General features: G+C 72.1%; 15 protein-coding genes. 5 read left to right on the forward strand and 10 right to left on the reverse strand.

The genetic code is table 11. The features are described from left to right. Positions 1-19: 19 nt before the first annotated feature. Positions 20-1210, reverse strand: a complete 1191-nt coding sequence (locus tag ACZ6QO_RS23565; protein ID WP_465853745.1) for an MFS transporter — start codon at positions 1208-1210, stop codon at positions 20-22. Positions 1211-1678: 468 nt separating this feature from the next. Between ACZ6QO_RS23565 and glnII the strand changes: the two genes are divergently transcribed. Further along, entirely contained in the window at positions 1679-2692 is a 1014-nt protein-coding gene (gene glnII, locus ACZ6QO_RS23570; protein WP_465853746.1) for a glutamine synthetase, read from the forward strand. A 170-nt stretch (positions 2693-2862) separates the two neighbouring features. Here the strand turns inward: glnII and ACZ6QO_RS23575 are convergent, their stop codons facing one another. The 7 genes from ACZ6QO_RS23575 to dnaK all read right to left on the reverse strand — a co-directional run bounded on the left by ACZ6QO_RS23575 (position 2863) and on the right by dnaK (position 10991). After that, positions 2863-3522, reverse strand: coding sequence for an ATP-dependent Clp protease proteolytic subunit (locus ACZ6QO_RS23575; protein ID WP_465853747.1), 660 nt, complete (start codon positions 3520-3522; stop codon positions 2863-2865). A 24-nt stretch (positions 3523-3546) separates the two neighbouring features. Next, on the reverse strand, positions 3547-4113 hold the full coding sequence (locus ACZ6QO_RS23580) for an ATP-dependent Clp protease proteolytic subunit (protein ID WP_465853891.1): 567 nt from the start codon (positions 4111-4113) through the stop codon (positions 3547-3549). 263 nt (positions 4114-4376) lie between these two features. Beyond that, a complete protein-coding gene (clpB, locus tag ACZ6QO_RS23585; protein ID WP_465853748.1) occupies positions 4377-7040 on the reverse strand; it encodes an ATP-dependent chaperone ClpB in 2664 nt (887 codons plus the stop codon). Continuing rightward, positions 7022-7369 carry a chaperone modulator CbpM gene (locus tag ACZ6QO_RS23590; RefSeq protein ID WP_465853749.1) on the reverse strand — a complete coding sequence of 116 codons (348 nt, stop codon included), beginning with the start codon at positions 7367-7369 and terminating at the stop codon, positions 7022-7024. The genes clpB and ACZ6QO_RS23590 overlap by 19 nt, the downstream gene beginning before the upstream one ends. Further along, complete coding sequence (locus tag ACZ6QO_RS23595; protein ID WP_465853750.1) at positions 7366-8388, reverse strand: DnaJ C-terminal domain-containing protein; 1023 nt, start codon at positions 8386-8388, stop codon at positions 7366-7368. The genes ACZ6QO_RS23590 and ACZ6QO_RS23595 overlap by 4 nt, the downstream gene beginning before the upstream one ends. 3 nt (positions 8389-8391) lie before the next feature. Continuing rightward, positions 8392-8976, reverse strand: a complete 585-nt coding sequence (locus tag ACZ6QO_RS23600) for a nucleotide exchange factor GrpE (protein WP_465853751.1) — start codon at positions 8974-8976, stop codon at positions 8392-8394. 122 nt (positions 8977-9098) lie between these two features. Then, a complete protein-coding gene (gene dnaK, locus ACZ6QO_RS23605) occupies positions 9099-10991 on the reverse strand; it encodes a molecular chaperone DnaK (RefSeq protein ID WP_465853752.1) in 1893 nt (630 codons plus the stop codon). Between the two features lie 271 nt (positions 10992-11262). Here dnaK and ACZ6QO_RS23610 point away from each other — a divergent pair, with 271 nt between their 5' ends. Continuing rightward, positions 11263-14172: a helix-turn-helix transcriptional regulator gene (locus ACZ6QO_RS23610; RefSeq protein ID WP_465853753.1), complete on the forward strand. Its 2910-nt coding sequence runs from the start codon at positions 11263-11265 to the stop codon at positions 14170-14172. A gap of 340 nt (positions 14173-14512) precedes the next feature. Here ACZ6QO_RS23610 and ACZ6QO_RS23615 read toward each other — a convergent pair whose 3' ends face one another. Further along, the gene (locus ACZ6QO_RS23615) at positions 14513-15043 is read right to left on the reverse strand and encodes an ATP-binding protein (protein WP_465853754.1); all 531 of its coding nucleotides are present in this window, start codon (positions 15041-15043) and stop codon (positions 14513-14515) included. Between the two features lie 265 nt (positions 15044-15308). Here ACZ6QO_RS23615 and ACZ6QO_RS23620 point away from each other — a divergent pair, with 265 nt between their 5' ends. From ACZ6QO_RS23620 to ACZ6QO_RS23630, 3 genes are all read left to right on the forward strand, one after another. After that, positions 15309-16217 carry a helix-turn-helix domain-containing protein gene (locus tag ACZ6QO_RS23620; RefSeq protein WP_465853755.1) on the forward strand — a complete coding sequence of 303 codons (909 nt, stop codon included), beginning with the start codon at positions 15309-15311 and terminating at the stop codon, positions 16215-16217. A gap of 90 nt (positions 16218-16307) precedes the next feature. Beyond that, complete coding sequence (locus ACZ6QO_RS23625) at positions 16308-16856, forward strand: type 1 glutamine amidotransferase domain-containing protein (protein WP_465853756.1); 549 nt, start codon at positions 16308-16310, stop codon at positions 16854-16856. A gap of 171 nt (positions 16857-17027) precedes the next feature. Further along, positions 17028-17915, forward strand: a complete 888-nt coding sequence (locus ACZ6QO_RS23630; protein ID WP_465853757.1) for a sugar kinase — start codon at positions 17028-17030, stop codon at positions 17913-17915. A 25-nt stretch (positions 17916-17940) separates the two neighbouring features. On the opposite strand, the gene ACZ6QO_RS23635 is transcribed toward ACZ6QO_RS23630, so the two are convergent. Continuing rightward, positions 17941-18303 carry a peptidase inhibitor family I36 protein gene (locus tag ACZ6QO_RS23635; RefSeq protein WP_465853758.1) on the reverse strand — a complete coding sequence of 121 codons (363 nt, stop codon included), beginning with the start codon at positions 18301-18303 and terminating at the stop codon, positions 17941-17943. Positions 18304-18403: the final 100 nt, after the last annotated feature.

The following is an 18403-nucleotide window of genomic DNA, read 5'->3' on the forward strand; positions in this document are numbered from 1 at the left end:
CGTCGCGAAAAGATGGGACTTACCCGCGGGGGCGAAGGATGAAGCAGCAGTATCCGAGCGCGCAGAGGGCCACCAGGGCCAGCAGCATGAGCCCGATGACGTAGGAATCGGTGACCTGGTAGATCAGGCCCATCACGATCGGCGGCAGGAAGCCGCCGAGCCCGCCCGCGGCGCCCACCACACCGGCGGCGCTGCCCACCGCCCGCGCGGGGACGGCGCGCGCCAGGATGGCGAACACCGCGCCGGCGCCGAGCCCGAGCGCCGCGGCCATCACGAGGAACGCGACCGTGGCCAGGGGCATGGCCGGGGCGAAGGACACGATGGCCGCGCACACCGCGACGGAGCCGAGCGCGCCGCCGAGCACGGGCGTGCCGCCCATGCGGTCGGCCAGCCAGCCGCCGGCCGGGCGGGCGAGGACCGCCACCACGGTGAACCCGGCGGACCGGGCCGCCGCGTCGGCGACGGTCAGCCCGTAGACGGACCGCAGGTACAGCGGCAGGTAGACGCCGAAGGCGACGAAACCGCCGAAGGTCAGCGCGTACATGCCGGCGAGCTCCTGGACGATCCGCTGCCGCGCGGCGGCCAGGAAGCGGGTGAGGAACGGCTCGGCCGCCGGCTCGGCCCCGGGGGCGTCCCGGCCCGCCAGCAGGAAGGTGAGGCCGACCAGCGCGAGGGCGACGGCCACCACGACGAACGGGGCGGGACGCCCGTACAGATGAGCCAGCCAGGGGGTGACGAACCCGGAGATCGCGGTGCCGACGGTGCCCATGCCGAACAGGCCGAGCGCCAGCCCCCGGCGCTCTGGCGGGAACCAGGCGTTGACGTAGGGCACCCCGATGGCGAAGGTGGCGCCGGTCATGCCGAGCACGAAACCGCCCACGAGGAGCGCCGGGAAGCTCTCCGCGAAGGCCAGGAAGACGACGGGGACCACCCCGGCGAGGCTGGCGACGCCGAACATCAGCCGGCCGCCGTACCGGTCGGTGAGCGCGCCCAGCACCGTGCGGCCCAGCGACCCGACGATCACCGGCACCGCGACCAGGGTGGACACGGCCAGCGGGCTGAGGCCGAGCAGATCTTTGTAGATGGGTCCCAGCGGGCTGAGCAGCGCCCAGGCCCAGAAGTTGACCGCGAACGCGACCGTCGCCAGGACCAGCGCTCTCGTCCGCCCGGCCGCGGTCACGGGCAGCACGGCGGAGGAAGCCGTCGTCATCTCGGGCCCACCCTTCCAGGAGGCTTCACTGCTGAGAAAGCATGCTGTGCGGACATGCCGGAAATCAGGGCCCTTAGTCCCAAAATTTGGCCCCGAAGCCCCGCCGGCCCCGGCCGACGTCGCCGTCGGGAGTCTCCGCGATTCACCGGCCGGGTCATCGCGGCCCTGTACGCCTCGGCTCCGGCGGGCCGAGTTCGACGCGCGGTTCCCCGGCCTGCCGGCGCTGGTCCTCGCCGAAAATGTCCCTTCCGCCGACCCGAACGGCTGAGCCGAGTCTCGCGATCAGCGGGCTGACCAGCGGCGACGTGTGAGCAACGCCACTGCGGTTCGTGCACCATTTCACATGGCGTTCATAAACGGGCAACAGCTCGGAAACGGCTTATTGGAAATCTCGGCGTTGCGGACACGTATGGGGTCTGCCTCGCTGAGCGGACACCTGTGGGGTCTGCCTTCGCCGAAGGGATCATCGTGACCTACAAGGCCGAGTACATCTGGATCGACGGCACCGAGCCGACCGCGCGGCTCAGGTCCAAGACCAGGATTCTTGCCGATGGAGCCGAGCTGCCGATCTGGGGCTTCGACGGTTCGAGCACCAACCAGGCGCCGGGCAAGGCGTCCGACTGCGTGCTCAAGCCGGTGTTCTCCTGCCCGGACCCGATCCGCGGCGGCGACAACGTGCTCGTCCTGTCCGAGGTCCTGCTCACCGACATGACCCCGCACCCGACCAACATGCGGGCGCAGCTCACCCCCATCGCCGAGCGCTTCGCCGCCCAGGACTCCTGGTTCGGCATCGAGCAGGAGTACACCTTCTTCAAGGACGGCCGCCCGCTCGGCTTCCCCGTCGGCGGCTTCCCCGCCCCGCAGGGCTTCTACTACTGCGGCGTGGGCGCGGACGAGGTGTACGGCCGCGAGATCGTCGAGGCCCACCTCGACGCCTGTCTCGCCGCCGGCCTGGCGATCTCCGGCATCAACGCCGAGGTCATGCCCGGCCAGTGGGAGTTCCAGGTCGGCCCGGCCGGTCCGTTGGAGGTGGCCGACCACCTCTGGGTCGCCCGCTGGCTGCTCTACCGCATCGCCGAGAACTACGGCGTGTCCGCCACGCTCGACCCCAAGCCGGTCAAGGGCGACTGGAACGGCGCCGGCGCGCACACCAACTTCTCCACCAAGGCGATGCGCGAGGGCTACGACGCCATCATCACCGCCTGCGAGGCGCTCGGCGCCAAGGCCGAGGAGCACATCAAGGGCTACGGCGCCGACATCGAGCACCGGCTCACCGGCATGCACGAGACCGCCCCGTGGAGCGAGTACAGCTACGGCGTCTCGAACCGCGGCGCGTCGGTGCGCATCCCGTGGCAGGTCGAGCTGGACAAGCACGGCTACATCGAGGACCGCCGCCCCAACGCCAACATCGACCCGTACGTGGTCACCCGGCTCATCGTGAACACCTGCTGCGAGGCCCTGGAGAAGGCCGGCCAGGTCTGACACCGGCACCACCAAGAACGACACGGCGAACGGCGTCGCTCGCGGGTTCTCCCCCGCAGGCGGCGCCGTTCGGCGTCCAAGCCGCCCCAAGCCGCCTCGAACCGCCGCGGCGCCGCGCCCGGGAGGGCCGCGACGCGGACGCGGGTGCGGCTCCGCGGCCGGGACGGTGGTCAGCGCGCCAGGGCAGGGGTGCGCTTGCGGTTGGCGAAGACGTCGTCCACCAGGCCGTACGCCCTGGCCTCCTCCGCGGTGAGGATCTTGTCGCGCTCGATGTCGGCGCGCACGGTCTCGGGCGTGCGCCCCGAGTGACGGCCGATGAGCTCCTCCAGCAGGGCGCGGGTGCGGATGATCTCGCGGGCCTGGATCTCCATGTCGCTGGACGGCCCGAAGCTGCCCTCCATGGAGGGCTGGTGGAGCAGGACGCGCGACCGCGGCAGCGCCGCCCGCTTGCCCGGCGTGCCGGCCGCCAGCAGGATCGCCGCGGCGGAGGCCGCCTGGCCGATGCAGACGGTCTGGATGTCGGGACGGACGAACTGCATGGTGTCGTAGATCGCCGTCATGGCCGTGAACGACCCGCCCGGCGAGTTGATGTAGATGCTGATGTCGCGGTCGGGGTCGAGCGACTCCAGCGTCAGCAGCTGGGCCATCACGTCGTTGGCCGAGGTGTCGTCGATCTGCACGCCGAGGAAGATGATGCGGTCTTCGAACAGCTTGTTGTACGGGCTCATCTCCTTGACGCCGTAGGTGGTGCGCTCGGTGAAGGACGGTACGACGTACCGGGCGCTGATCGGGGCCACGCCGGCGGGGAGGCCGGGTCGGCGTTCGAGCATGGTGGTCTCCTTCCTCGTCTGCGGTCAGGACACCGGGCCGGCGGAGGACACCAGCGCGGCGTTGCCCACCACCTGGTCGACGAAGCCGTACTCGCGGGCCTCGTCGGCCGTGAACCACCGGTCGTGGTCGGAGTCGCGTTCGATCTGCTCCACGGACCGGCCGGTGTGGAAGGCGATGCGCTCGGCCAGGAGCTTCTTGGTGTAGAGCATCTGCTCGGCCTGGATCTTGATGTCGGAGGCCGTGCCGCCGATGCCGCCCAAGGGCTGGTGCATCAGGATGCGCGTGTGCGGCAGCGCGTAGCGCTTGCCCGCCGTTCCGGCGCAGAGGAGGAACTGCCCCATCGAGGCGGCGAGCCCCATCGCCACGGTCGAGATGTCATTTGGGACATATTGCATGATGTCGTAAATGGCCATGCCGGCTGATACCGAGCCGCCGGGCGAGTTGATGTAAAGGAATATGTCGCGCTCGGCATCCTCGGCGGACAGCAGAAGCAGCTCACCGCAGATCTTGTTGGCTATCTCGTCGTCGACCTCCTTTCCGAGGAAGATGATGCGCTCGCGCAGCAGCCGCTGCCCTATGGGGTCGAACAGGGCCGACGGGGGCGCCTCGACGGGCTGGGAAGCGCGAACACGGGCCGAGGAAGAGGGCGCGAAAGGGTTGACGGGGGAAAGGCTGGAGGACAATGTCGTCACCTGCTCCGGGTAATCGGACGGCTTGCCCGCCGCGGTTTTCCGCGACGGATTCACGCCTTCAACGGTGCCAGCGACCGAGCCCCTCCGGACACCCTTTTCACTGTCGGCGTCACCATGGCCGATTTTTCCGCTCACAGCGAATTACGCCGCCAGAATTCCGCTCAGAACGAATTTCCCACCCGGTTCGGGTCGCCGAGGTCGCCTGGGTCGCCGGGGTTGTCGTAGGCGACGGTGAGGTCGCCGCCGGCGGCGTCGACGCGGATGAGGGCGCCGTCCCGCACATCGCCGGCGACGAGCGCCCGCGCGATGCGCGTCTCGACCTCGCGGGCGATGAACCGGCGCAGCGGCCGGGCGCCGTAGACCGGGTCGAAGCCCTGCTCGGCGATGAAGCGCAGCGCCGCCTCCGTGACCTCCAGGGTCATGAGCCGGTCGGCCAGCCGCGTCCTGATGTCGTCGAACATCAGCGAGACGATCCGCTCGATCTCCGGCTCGGTCAGCGGCTTGAACAGCACGGTGTCGTCCACCCGGTTGAGGAACTCGGGGCGGAAGTACGCGCGCAGCTCGGCCATGACCAGGTCGCGCGCCGGCGGCTCGATCTCACCCTCGGCGGTGACCCCGTCCATCAGGAACTGCGACCCGATGTTGGACGTCATGATGATCACGGTGTTGCGGAAGTCCACCGTGCGTCCCTGGGCGTCGGTCAGCCGCCCGTCGTCGAGCACCTGGAGCAGGGTGTTGAACACGTCCGCGTGCGCCTTCTCCATCTCGTCGAACAGCACGACCGAGTACGGCTTGCGCCGCACCGCCTCGGTGAGCTGGCCGCCCTCCTCGTAGCCGACGTATCCGGGAGGGGCGCCGACCAGCCGGCTGACGGTGTGCCGCTCCTGGTACTCGCTCATGTCGACGCGGACCATGTTCTCCTCGGTGTCGAACAGGGCCCGCGCCAGCGTCTTGGCCAGCTCGGTCTTCCCGACGCCGGTCGGTCCGAGGAAGATGAACGAGCCGATCGGCCGGCGCGGGTCCTTGATGCCCGAGCGGGCCCGGATGATCGCGTCGGCCACCGCCCGCACCGCCTGGTCCTGGCCGATGACGCGCTCGTGCAGGATCTCGTCCAGGCGCAGCAGCTTCTCCCGCTCGCCCTCCTTCAGCCGGCGCACCGGGATGCCGGTCCACCGGGACACGATGCCGGCGATCTCGTCCTCGGTCACCACCTCGCGCAGCAGCCGGTGGCCGCCCTGTTTGGCCTCCAGTTGCTCCTCGGCCGCGCGGAGCCTCCTTTCCAGGTCCGGCAGCCTGCCGTGCGTCAGTTCCGCGGCCCGGTCGAGGTCGTACCTGCGCTCGGCGTCCTCGGTCTCGCGCCGCACCGCCTCGATCTCCTGGCGGAGCTGCTGCACCTTCTTCAGCGCGTGCCGCTCGGCCTCCCACTGCGCGCGCATGGCGTCGCTCTCGGCCCGCAGGTCGGCCAGTTCCCTGCGCAGGACGAAGACCCGCTGGGCGCTCGCCGGGTCGCCCTCCTCCTTGGCCAGCGCGGCCTCCTCGATCTCCAGCCGCATCACCCGGCGCGTCAGCTCGTCCAACTCGGCCGGCATCGAGTCGATCTCGGTGCGCAGCATCGCGCACGCCTCGTCCACCAGGTCGATCGCCTTGTCGGGCAGGAACCGGTCGGAGATGTAGCGGTGGCTGAGGACGACCGCCGCCACCAGCGCGCCGTCCTGGATCTTGACGCCGTGGAACACCTCCAGGCGCTCGCGCAGGCCGCGCAGGATCGACACGGCGTCCTCGACGGACGGCTCGTCCACGAACACCGGCTGGAACCTGCGCTCCAGCGCGGCGTCCTTCTCGATGTGCTTTCGGTACTCGACGGTCGTGGTCGCGCCGATCAGGTGCAGCTCGCCGCGGGCGAGCATCGGCTTGAGCATGTTGCCGGCGTCCATGGCGCCCTCGGCGGCCCCGGCGCCCACGACGTTGTGCAGCTCGTCGATGAACAGCAGGATGCGCCCCTCGGACGCCTTGACCTCGGTGAGCACGGCCTTCAGCCGTTCCTCGAACTCGCCGCGGTACTTGGCGCCCGCGATGAGCGACCCCATGTCCAGACTGAAGATCGTCTTGTCCTTGAGCCCTTCGGGGACGTCTCCCCGGGTGATGCGCTGGGCGAGCCCTTCGACGATCGCCGTCTTGCCGACGCCCGGGTCGCCGATGAGCACCGGGTTGTTCTTGGTCTTGCGCGAGAGGATCTGCACGACCCGGCGGATCTCGGCGTCCCGCCCGACGACCGGGTCGAGCTTGCCCGCGCGGGCCGCCGCGACCAGGTCCATGCCGTACTTCTCCAGCGCCTCGTAGGCCACCTCGGGGTGGGCCGAGGTCACCCGCTGGTTGCCGCGGATCCGCGTCAGCACCTCCAGCAGGCGGTCGCGGGTCATGCCGTGGCCCTGCAGCAGGCGCCCGGCGGCGGTCTCCGCCCCCTCCTCCAGCAGGGCGAGCAGCAGGTGCTCGACCGAGACGTACTCGTCCTTGAGCCGCCTGGTCTCCTGGTCCGCCTGGTCGAACAGCCGCGAGAGGCGGCGCGTGACGTACACCTCGCCGGGCGCGGCGCCCGGCCCGCCGACCCGGGGACGCCGCTGCAGCTCCGCCTCCAGTTCCAGCGTCAGCTTGTCGGGGTCGCCGCCGGCCGCCGACAGCAGCCGCGGCACCAGCCCGTCGTGCTGCCCGAGCAGGGCGAGCAGCAGGTGCTCGCCGTCGACCTCGGTGTGCCCGTGGCGGATCGCCTTGGTCTGCGCGTCGTGCAGGGCTTCCTGTGATCTCTGGGTCAGTCGGTTCGGGTCCACGATGACGCTCCCGTCGGTGGCTCGTGGCGGCGCAGAGCCGATTCCAGCTCCGCGATGCGGTCGAGCAGGTCCAGCACCACGCCCAGCGAGGCGTAGTTGAGGGACAGTCCCGCGTGCAGGCGCTCGATGCGCCCGAGGACGGCGAGCTGCGACGGCGGGAACCTCAGCTCCGCGCCGTGCCGGTCGATCGGCTCCAGCAGGCCGAGGGCGACCAGCCGGCGCACGAGGTCGGGATGCAGGCCCCCGGCCCGCGCGAACGCCTCCAGGCCGATGCCCGGGACGGTGATCAGCGCCGTCGCGCGGCCTCTCTGGCTCCTTGGCGAGGTCACGGCGTTCCCTTTCTCGGGTCGAAGCGGGAGGTCGCCGCCAGGCGTTCGAACGCGGCGCGCTCCTCGTCGCTGAGCGTCCGCGGCACCATGACGCGCGCCTCGGCGTACAGGTCGCCCGGCGCGCCTGCGGGGTTCGGCAGGCCGCGTCCGCGCAGCCGGAGCCGGCGGCCCGACGAGGTGCCCGGCGGCACCTTGACCTTCGCCTCCCCGCCCGGGGTGTCGATCGGCACGGTCGCGCCGAGCGCCGCCTCCCACGGGGCCAGGGGTAGCGGCACGTGGATGTCGCGGCCGTCGACCCGGTAGCGAGGGTCGGAGATGCGGACGATCAGGTACAGGTCCCCCGCCCGGCCGCCGTCCTCGCCGTGACCGCCCTGACCCGCCAGCCGGATGCGCCGGCCCTCCGTCACGCCCGGGGGGATCGTCACCTGGAGCGTGCGCGGCCCGCCCTCGCCCTGGATCGTGATCGTGTGGCGTCCGCCGTGGTAGACGTCGTCGACGGTGAGGGTGATCTCGGCCTCCTGGTCGGCCCCGGGGACGGCGCCCCAGCCACGCCGTCCGCCACGAGCTTTTCCAGTTCCCTGGGATGCGCGAGGTCCGCGGCCTCCGCCGAAAATGCCGCCCAGCAGGTCCTCCAGGTCGACGTCCACGCCCATCTGGTCGGAGGTGAACCGGAAGCCTCCGCCGCCGCCCGAGGCGCCCGCGCCGGCGGGCGTCCCCCACGGCGCTCCGGCGGCCCGGCCCGCGCCGGCGCCCGCGCGGGCCCTGCGCCAGGCGTCCGGGTCGACGTCCTCGGGCACCGACCGCCAGTCGGCCCCGAACGCGTCGTAGCGCCGCCGCTTGCCCGGGTCGGACAGCACGTCGTACGCCTCGGACACGTCCTTGAACCTCTCCTCGGCGCCGGGGTCCTTGTTCACGTCGGGGTGGTAGGCGCGGGCGAGCTTGCGATAGGCGCGCTGGATCTCGTCCTGGGTGGCCGTCCTCGGCACCCCGAGCACCTCGTAGAAGTCCCGCGCCGCCATCGCTCACCCGGCCGGCTCGGCCGGCTCGGGCCGATCCGGCGCCATGGAGACGATCACCGCGGCGGGACGGAGCTGACGCTCCCCGTCGCCGTATCCGGGCCGCACGACGCCCGCGACCGTCCCCGCGGGCATCCCGGGGTCGGCCACCGTGCCGACGGCCTCGTGGTGGACCGGGTCGAACGGCACGCCGAGCTCCTCGTGGCGCGGGAACCCCAGCCGGGCCAGCGTGGCCACGGCCTGGTCGCGCACCGCGCGCACTCCTTCGACGACCGCGCCCGCCTCGGCGTCGGCGTGCCGCAGGGCCAGGTCCAGGTTGTCCACGATGGGCAGCAACTCACGCACGGTTCGCACCCGCTCTTCGACGCGGACGCGCTCGGTCTCCCTGGCCGCGCGCTTGCGTAGATTGTCCAGATCGGCGACGGACCTCAGCCAGCGGTCCTCCAGCTCGGCGAGCTTGGCTTCCATGTCCTCGGCGGCCTCGACGTCCTCGACGTCCTCGACGGAGGACTCGACGAGCGCTTCGTCGAACGGCTCGGCGGGCGGCGGACGCCCTGTGCCCTGCGGCGGCTCGCCGCGTTCTCCGGTCATATGCCTTCCTCGATCCGACGTCCCGAACTAGATCCGACCCCGTGAACCGGGTCCGACCCGTAAAGCCGGTCCGGCGCCGCGAACTCGGCCCGGCGCCGTGAACCCGGTCCGGCGCCGCGAGCTCAGTCCGACGTCGTGAACTCGGCGTCGATGACGTCGTCGTCTCCTCCCTTGGACCCGCTCTGCGAGGCCGCGCCCGCGGGCCGCCCCTGTCCTCCCGGGGCGGACGCGGCGGCGAGGCCGTGGTAGACCTGCTGCAGCTCCGAGCCCAGATCGCGCAGCCGCTCGATCGGCGCCTCCTCCTTGATGGCCTGCCGCGCGTCGGCGACGAGCTGCTCGGCCCGCGCCTTCTCGTGCACGGGGACCGCCTCGCCCAGCTCGGCGAGCCGGCGTTCGACCTGGTAGGCGACCGAGTCCAGCTCGTTCCTCGCGTCGATCGCCTGCCGGATCCTCGCGTCCTCGCCGCGGTGCCGCTCGGCGTCCTGGACCATCCGCTCGATCTCGCTCTTGTCGAGGTTGGAGCTCTCGCTGATCGTGATGTGCTGCTCGGCGTGGGTGTCCTTGTCCTTGGCGGTGACGTTCAGGATGCCGTTGGCGTCCACATCGAAGGTCACCTCGATCTGCGGCACTCCGCGCGGCGCCGGGCGGATGTTCTCCAGCCGGAACCGGCCGAGGGCCCGGTTGTCCGCCGCGCGCTCGCGCTCCCCTTGCAGGATCAACACGTCCACGGCGCTCTGGTCGTCCTCCGCGGTGCTGAAGGTCTCCGTCCGGCGGGCGGGGATGGTCGTGTTCCGCTCCAGGACCTTGGTCATCACGCCGCCGAGCGTCTCGATCCCCAGCGAGAGCGGGGTGACGTCGAGCAGCAGCACGTCTTTGACCTCGCCCTTGAGCACGCCGGCCTGGACCGCCGCGCCGTCGGCCACCACCTCGTCGGGGTTGACCGTCATGTTGGGTTCCTTGCCGCCGGTGAGGCGGCGAACGAGGTTCTGCACGGCCGGGATGCGCGTCGAGCCGCCGACCAGGATGACCTCGTCCAGGTCGTCCGCGGACAGCTTGGCGTCCTCCATGGCCCGCTCGACCGGGCCCATGGTCCGCTCGACGAGGTCCCTGGTGATCTCGTCGAACGTGGAGCGCATCAGGGTGGTGTTCAGGTGCTTCGGACCGTTGGCGTCGGCGGTGATGAACGGCAGGCTGACGGTGGTCTGGGTCACCGACGACAGCTCCACCTTGGCCTTCTCCGCGGCCTCGAACAGCCGCTGGAGGGCCTGCGGGTCGCGCCGCAGGTCGATGCCGGTCTGGTTCTGGAACTCGTCGGCCAGGTGGTCCACCACCCGGCGGTCGAAGTCGTCGCCGCCCAGGTGGGTGTCGCCGGAGGTGGAGCGCACCTCGATGACGCCCTCGCCGATGTCCAGGACGCTCACGTCGAAGGTGCCGCCGCCCAGGTCGAACACCATGACGGTCTCGCTGCCCTTCTTGTCCAGCCCGTAGGCGAGGGCGGCCGCGGTCGGCTCGTTGATGATCCGCATGACCTCAAGGCCGGCGATCTTCCCGGCGTCCCTGGTGGCGTGCCGCTGCGCGTCGTTGAAGTACGCGGGCACCGTGATCACCGCCTCGGTGATCTTCTCGCCGAGGAACTTGGCGGCGTCGGCGACCAGCTTGCGCAGCACCAGCGCGGAGATCTCCTCCGGCGCGTACAGCTTGCCCTTGACCGTGAAGCGCACCGCGTCGTCCGGTCCCGGCACGACGTCGAACGACACGGCGTTGATCTCGCTCTGCACCTCGTCGTACCGGCGCCCGATGAAGCGCTTGACGGAGTAGATGGTGCCCTTGGGGTTGAGGATGGCCTGCCGCCGCGCGAGCTGCCCGACGAGCCGTTCACCGGTGTCGGTGAAGGCGACCACCGACGGCGTCGTCCGCTGCCCCTCGGCGTTGGGAATGACCACCGGCTGCCCGTCCTCCGTCGTGGCGATCACGGAGTTCGTCGTGCCGAGATCGATGCCGACTGCCTTGGCCATCGCTACCTCCGAGAGGAGTCCGGACCTGGCGGCGTGCACGCTGACGGCGACGGCGCGCAGCGTGCACGCCCACACCTTCGACACTGGTCAGCGGGAGGCGGGCCCACATCCTCAATACGGGTAGTCGTTGGCCGCCCAGACCGCTGTGTACTGTTGAAAGAGCAGGTGAGGCCGGGTGCCACCCGCCACAGGGGCGTTGGGCGGCGCGGCCGCGGCGGCTCCTGCCCGGCAGATCACGCCTGGAGAACGCAGACCCTGCCGCGGGGGAGAAATGCGTGGACGCGAGCCCGAGTGGCACATCGTCGGCCGGCTGCTGAGCGCGGCCGAGCAGGGCGGCGGCGGAACCCTGCTCATCGAGGGGGAGCCGGGCACGGGCAAGACCCTGCTGATCGCCGAGGCGGCGGGGCAGGCGTCCCGGCGGGGTTTCGCGCTCGCCACCGGCGCCGCCGAGCGGCCCTGGGCCGAGTGGCCGGGGACGCGCGTGCTGGACCACCTGCGCATGCGGCTGACCCGCGGCGCGGCGGGCCGTCCGGTGCTGGTGGGCCTGGACGACCTCCAGCGGGCCGACGCCGCCACGCTGGCCGCGCTGCGCGCCCTGCACCGCGATCTCGGATCCCGCAGGGTCGTGTGGCTGCTGTCCCGGTCGGTCACGACGGCCGGGCGCAGTTGGCCGGCGGCGCGGGCCGAGGAGGGCGCCGCGCGGCTGTTCCGCGTCCTTGAGAACCACGGGGCGACCCGCATGGGGCTGCGCCCGCTGGCGGACGACGTGGTCGCCGCGGTGGCCGCCGACGTGCTGGGCGCGGTGCCCGACACCGATCTGCTGGCGATGGCCGCCGGCGCGGGCGGCAACCCGTTCCTGCTGGTGGAGCTGCTGAGCGGGCTCCGCGAGGAGAACGCCGTCGAGATCCGTGGCGGCCGGGCCCGGCTGCTGCCGCCGGCGCCGCACGGTTCGGCCGGCGCGGGCCCGGAGGGCGGTGGACGCCACGAGAGGCGGCCCCCGTCCCCGGAGTCGCCCGCGCCGCCCGAGCGGGTGCGCGCCGTCGTGCGGTCGCGTCTCGCCGCGCTCAGCCGCGAGACCCGGCAGCTCGTCGAGGTGGCCGCGGTTCTCGGCCGGCGTTTCTGCCCCGAGGACGCCGGAGAGCTGGTCGGGACGACTCCCGCGGCGCTGCTCCCCGCCGTGGAGGAGGCGCTGGAGGCCGGGCTGCTGCTCGCCGACGACGACGCGATGGAGTTCCGGCACGAGCTGGTCTGGCGGGCCGTCGTCGCCGACCTGCCCGCGCCGATGCGGCACGCGCTGCACCACCAGATCGGCCGCGTCCTGCTCGACCGGGGCGGTTCCGCGGTGCGGGCCGCCGGGCACCTGATCGAGGGCGCCAGGCCGGGTGACGCTCGTGCCCTCGCCGACCTGGACCACGCGGTCACCGACGTCCTGGCCACCTCGCCGGACGCCGCCGCCGACCTCGCCGTCCAGGTCGTCGAGCTGAGCGACCCGTTTGACCCGTGCAGGCTCGCCCGCCTGCTCACCGCCGTCGAGGCGACCACGGAGGCCGGGCGGCTCGCCGAGGCCGAACGGCTGGCGCGCTCGGCGTGGTCGGCGCGGTCGGCGCGGTCGGCGCGGTCGCCGCGCGGGCCGGCCTCCGCCGCCGGGGCGTTGCGCTGTGCGCTGTGCGGCATCCTGTTCCTCGCCGGACGCCCCGCCGAGGCGGTGGCGGAGGCCGAGGCGGCGCTCGCCGAGGTCGCGCTGCCCGCCCACCAGCGCGACCGCGCGACGCTCGGCCTGCTCTACGGCCTCGCCTGCCTGCCCGGCGGCCAGAGAGCCGAGCGTGAGGCCGAAAGGGTGCTGGCGGACGCCGACCGGCACGGGGACGACGTCGTGGCGGGAGCCACGGCCGTGCTGGCGGCGGCCCAATGGGAGTCCGGACGGCTCGCGACCGGGCTGCGGGCGGCCGAGGAGGCCGTCCGGCGGGCGGAGGCCGCGACCACGCCGGCGGGGCGCATCTACCCGCGCCTGCTGCTCGCCTCGATGCTGATCAGCGTCCGCCGGCTGGACGAGGCCCGCGCCGCGCTCGCGGCGGCCGCCGAGGAGACCGAGGCGCTCGGCCACGCCGCGTGGGCGTCCGGCCCGGCGGTGCTGACCGCGCGCGCCGAACTGGTCGCCGGGCACCTGGACGAGGCCGCGGCGCAGGCGCGGCGGGGAGCGCGGCTCAGCGAGACCACGGGCGCTCGCCTGTTCGGCCCGGCCGCCGACTCCGTGCTCGCCACCGTCGCGCTGCGCCAGGGAGACCTGCGCGCGGCGGAGCGCGACGCCGACGCCTGCCGCGCTCCCCGGTCCTGCACGTCCTGCAGGTCCGGGTCCTTCGCCGGATGGTGCGCGATCACGGCGGCCCAGGTCGCCGAGGCGCGGGACGGCCCGGCCGCCGCGATGGAGCGGCTCGCCCCGCCGCACGACCAGGGGCGCGCACCTCCGATCCCAGCAGAGGAACCGCACCGCTCCCCGATGTCAGCGGAGGAACCGCACCGCGTCCGCGTGCTCGCGGCCGAACCGGCGGCGTCGCCGTGGCTGGTCCGGGTCGCCCTCGCGGCGGGCGACCGCTCCGGCGCCCGGCTCGCCGTCGCCGCGGCCGAGGCCCTGGCGGACGACGCCCCCGGGTTCCCCGCCGTGCGCACCGCCGCCACGCACGCCCGCGGCCTGCTGGAAGGCGACCCGGAAGCGCTGGGTCTGGCCGCCAAGGAGGCCGCCGATCCCTGGGCCCGCGCCTCGGCCGCCGAGGACCTCGGGGTGGCACTCGCGGCCGCCGGCGACCGGCAGGGGTGCGTGCGGAGCCTGGACCAGGCGCTGGCCGGTTACGAGGAGAGCGGATCGGCCCGGGACGCGGCCCGGCTGCGGCGCCGGCTGCGCAGGGTGGGCGTGCGGCACCGGCACTGGGCCACGACCGAACGGCCCGTCACCGGCTGGGCCAGCCTGACCGACACAGAACGCACGGTGTCACTGCTGGTCGCCCAGGGATGGACGAACCGGCGGGTCGCCGAGCAGATGTTCATCAGCGTCCACACGGTGGCCTTCCACCTCCGCCAGATCTTCCGCAAGCTGGACATCAGGTCCCGCGTGGAGCTGACCCGGCTCATCCTCGAGCAACACCGCGAGGCCACCCCACCGGACCCACCGGAGCGCCGGGAGTAAGCCCGCCACGAAAGGGCTGGAGCGGCGCGGGAAAGACCGCGCACGTGCATGCGCGGGTGCAGACGCAGGAGCCGATCGCAGGTGCAACTGCGGGTGCAGGCGCAGGAGTCGGCCGCAGGTGCAAACGTCGGGTGCATGCGCCGGGTGCAGAAGCGGCTCAGCCGGACAGGCGGGATGCGCAGACGTGAGCCTGACGGACGCGGGACGCTTCTGGCGGATGGGCAGAGAGCTTCGGGCAGAGGCGCGGGTCGGTTCTGAGGGACGCGCGGGGCGGCTCAGACGGATGGGCGACCGCTCTGGGCGGAGGTGCCGGTCGAACCTGGTGGACGCGCGGGGCGGCTCAGGCGGAGGCGCGGTTGGGGTGGTAGGTGTGGATCTGGTCGTAGGCGAAGGAGGAGGCGACGGCCGGGGCCTTGAAGGCCGCCCACACCAGCTTGCCGTGGCCTTCGGTCACCCTCCAGCCCCACGAGCAGCTCAAACTTTCAATCAGGTGCAGCCCGCGGCCGCTCTCGGCGAAGTAGTCGGCGGGGGCGATGACGGGCGGCCGGTCGTGCGGGTCGGACACGGCGCACACCAGGTGGGAGGCCCGGTGCAGCAGGCGCAGCCGGGTGGGTTCACCGGCGTGCCGCATGGCGTTGGTCACGAGCTCGGAGACCACCAGCCGCGTGTCATAGGCCAGCTCCTGCAGCCCCCAGTTGTTCAGCGTCGCCACGGTGAAGTCTCTGGCCATCTTGATGGTGGCACCCGTGCGGCCGAGCGCGCACAGTTCGGCGGCGACGGGTTCCCACGAGTCGCCCTCCATCGCGGGCAGCAGCCACCAGGGAGCCTCACCCCGTATGACGGACTGGCGGCGTGCCTGGTGTGCGGTCATCAAGGTCCTCACTATGTTGGGGCCGATCACGCGGCCCGGACATGACGTGGGCCAGTCAATCTTTCTTCACGGTTCGTTCCGATGCAAGTACGGATGCACGTGCAAATCGCACTTTTTCCCAGAGAAATCGGACATAAAGCTATTTGGGGCATTTTCTAGATAAATGAAGCTTCAACAACCGTCGGCGTCCCCGCGTGGTGTACGAGCACCGCCCGAGGATGAGACACTGTCGGCTGCTCATTCATCCGTGGCTCCAGGAGCTGCCATGATCACGGCCCTCGGACAAGACGACGAAGTACCTGACGGACATATCCTCGCCTATTCGCGGGGCGGCCCCACCGCACTGCGCATCCTGCTCGGGGCCAACCTGCGCCGATTGCGCATCGCGCGCAGCATCACCCGCGAGGCGGCGGGCGATGCCATCCGCGCCTCGCACGCCAAGATCAGCCGTCTGGAGCTCGGCCGGGTCGGCTTCAAGACGCGTGACATCACCGACCTGCTCACCCTCTACGGCGTGACCGATCCCGACGAGCGTGCCACGTTCCTCAAGCTCGCCCAGCAGGCCAACGCCCCGGGCTGGTGGCAGAAGTACAGCGACCTGCTGCCGACGTGGTTCGAGCTCTACGTCGGCCTGGAAGAGGCCGCCTCGGTCATCCGCACCTACGAGATCCAGTTCGTCCCCGGCCTCACCCAGACCGAGGACTACGCCCGTGCGGTCATCATGCTCGGCCACTCGGACGCCTCCGCGGAGGAGATCGACCGGCGGGTGGCCCTGCGCATGGCCCGCCAGCGCCAGGTGATCTCCCCCGACGGCCCGCGGCTGTGGGCCCTGGTGGACGAGGCCGCCCTGCGGCGTCCCCTCGGCGGGCGGAACGTCATGCGCGCCCAGGTCGACCGCCTGCTGGAGCTCACCGAGTCGCCGACCATCACGGTGCAGGTCGTGCCGTTCGGGCAGGGCGGCCACGCGGCTGCCGGCGGCCCGTTCACGATCCTGCGCTTCACCGAGTGCGACCTGCCCGACGTGGTGTACATGGAGCAGCTCACCAGCGCCCTCTACCTGGACAAGCGCGAAGAGACCGACCCGTACATGAAGGTCATGGACCGCCTTTGCGTGGAGGCCGCGAACGTCGCCGAGTCCCGCCGGTTCCTTGACGCGCTCCGCAAGGAGATGTGAGACCACTCCGCAGCATTTGCGGGTATATGTGGCCGTTTGTCGGGCACGGGATAGCGAGAAAGGAAGTAAACGCAGCTCAGAGGAGGCAACATGCTCCAGGGCAAGACGATCGCTTTTCTCGTGGCTCCCGAGGGCATCGAGCAGATCGAGCTGACCGAACCGTGGAAGGCCGTGGAACAGGCCGGGGGCACCCCGCGCCTGGTCTCCACGCAGCGCGGCCAGGCCCAGGCGTTCAATCACCTGGACAAGGCCGACACCTTCGACATCGACGCGACCGTCGATGAGGTGAGCGTCGACGACTTCGACGGCCTGGTGCTGCCCGGCGGCGTCGCCAACCCCGACTATCTGCGGACGCAGGAGAACGCCGTCCGGTTCGCCCGCGGCTTCTTCGACGCCGGCAAGCCGGTCGCGGCGATCTGCCACGCGCCGTGGACGCTGATCGAGGCGGGCGTGGTCGGCGACCGCGCGACGACGTCCTGGCCGAGCCTGAAGACCGATCTGGAGAACGCGGGCGCGTCCTGGGTCGACCAGGAGGTCATGGTCTGCGCCAACGGGCCGAACAAGCTCATCACCAGCCGCAGGCCCGACGACCTCAAGGCCTTCTGCCAGGCCGCGGTCGACGCCTTCGGCGGGCACTGACCCGGTCCGGTGGCGCGGCCCGCGCGGCGGCCGCGCCACCGGCGCCCGGCGCGCGGCGCGGGAACGAGGCGAGCCGAAACCCGTCATCTCGTTGTGGGGGATATCGGCGTCTGCCATGCTTTCCGCAATCAGCGGCAGATGGGCATGTCGCGTGGCATGAAAGATCCTGACATGACCGAGATATTCACTCTCGGCGAGGCGCTGGGCATCGTCTCCGCCGATCGCCTCCGGCACGACACCGACGTGCGGCTCGACGTCGCGGGCGCCGAGTTCACCGCCGCCGTGGGCCTGGCCCGCCTGGGCCACTCCGTCACCTGGCTCGGCCGGGTCGGCGCCGACGAGCTCGGCGCCCGCGTCCTCACCGTGCTGCGGGGCGAGGGGGTGGACGTCTCGCACGCGCAGACCGACCCCGTCGCGCCCACCGGCCTGGCCATCAGGCAGCGGCGCATCGGCCGGGTCGGGCATGTCGTTCACTACCGGGGCGGTTCGGCCGGCTCGCGGCTCGGCCCCGGCGACATCCCGGCGCGCGCTCTGCAGTCGGCCAAGGTGCTCCACGTCACCGGCATCACCCCGGCCCTGAGCGGCACCGCCTGGAGCGCCGCCCACCACGCGATCAAGCTCGCCAGGGAGGCCGGCGTCGCCGTGTCGGTCGACGTCAACCACCGGCCGCAGCTCTGGGTCGACCGCCAGGAGGCCGTCGAGGCGCTCAGCGAGCTGGCGGCGGGCGCCGACGTGCTGTTCGCGAACCAGGACGAGCTGCAGCTCATCGAACCGGCCATTGGAACGGTCCGCGAGCTGGTGGTCACCCGGGGCGGCAAGGGCGCGAGCGCCACCATCAACGGCATGCGCTACGACGCCCAGGCCGCGCCGGTGACCGTCGTCGACCCCGTCGGCGCGGGAGGCGCGTTCGCCGCCGGCTACCTCAGCGGCATGCTGGAGGAGCTCCATCCCACCGATCGGCTGCGCCGCGGCTCCGCCCTCGCCGCCTTCACCATCGCCAGCCACAGCCCCTGGCAGGGCCTGCCGACCCGCTCGGAGCTGCCCCCGCTCACCTTCTGACACCGGCGCCGGCCGTGCGCCGCCGCTACCAGGCCAGGCCGACGCTGAGCCCGTTCGGCCACACCACCGGCATCCCGCCCTGCGGGCCGACGCCGCCGATGATCTTCCCCACGCACCCGGTGGCGGAGAACACGGCCGCCACCGCGGGGATGCCGGGCGAGCCGAAGGTGTTCTTGATCGAGGCCAGCGGGAACGGGGTGTCCACGCACCCGCCGCCCGGCGGCAGGTAGATCATCTTGCCGGAGTAGTTGTAGCCGCTGTACGCGCAGATGGACCCGGGCTTGCAGTCCTCGGCGGCGGCCTGCGCGGCCTGTGGCGCGAGCGACAGCACCGCGGCTCCCGCGACGACGGCGAGCGAGACCAGACGCGCGCCTCGGCGTACGGACATCGAGTACCCCCTTGTCGGACGATCATTGACGGCTCCGGCACATCACCGGACCCGGTCGGGCACCCCGGCGTGCCGGCGCCACCCGGTGAGACGGCCGGAC

The organism is Sphaerisporangium sp. NPDC049457 (assembly GCF_055586705.1).

Coding starts and splice junctions, on each gene's coding strand:
- ACZ6QO_RS23630 (WP_465853757.1), top strand. CDS start 17,028: ATGACCGAGATATTCACTCTCGGCGAGGCGCTGGGCATCGTCTCCGCC.
- ACZ6QO_RS23615 (WP_465853754.1), bottom strand. CDS start 15,043: ATGACCGCACACCAGGCACGCCGCCAGTCCGTCATACGGGGTGAGGCT.
- ACZ6QO_RS23565 (WP_465853745.1), bottom strand. CDS start 1,210: ATGACGACGGCTTCCTCCGCCGTGCTGCCCGTGACCGCGGCCGGGCGG.
- dnaK (WP_465853752.1), bottom strand. CDS start 10,991: ATGGCCAAGGCAGTCGGCATCGATCTCGGCACGACGAACTCCGTGATC.
- ACZ6QO_RS23620 (WP_465853755.1), top strand. CDS start 15,309: ATGATCACGGCCCTCGGACAAGACGACGAAGTACCTGACGGACATATC.
- ACZ6QO_RS23575 (WP_465853747.1), bottom strand. CDS start 3,522: ATGCTCGAACGCCGACCCGGCCTCCCCGCCGGCGTGGCCCCGATCAGC.
- ACZ6QO_RS23595 (WP_465853750.1), bottom strand. CDS start 8,388: ATGGCGGCGCGGGACTTCTACGAGGTGCTCGGGGTGCCGAGGACGGCC.
- ACZ6QO_RS23625 (WP_465853756.1), top strand. CDS start 16,308: ATGCTCCAGGGCAAGACGATCGCTTTTCTCGTGGCTCCCGAGGGCATC.
- ACZ6QO_RS23600 (WP_465853751.1), bottom strand. CDS start 8,976: ATGACCGGAGAACGCGGCGAGCCGCCGCAGGGCACAGGGCGTCCGCCG.
- ACZ6QO_RS23635 (WP_465853758.1), bottom strand. CDS start 18,303: ATGTCCGTACGCCGAGGCGCGCGTCTGGTCTCGCTCGCCGTCGTCGCG.
- ACZ6QO_RS23610 (WP_465853753.1), top strand. CDS start 11,263: ATGCGTGGACGCGAGCCCGAGTGGCACATCGTCGGCCGGCTGCTGAGC.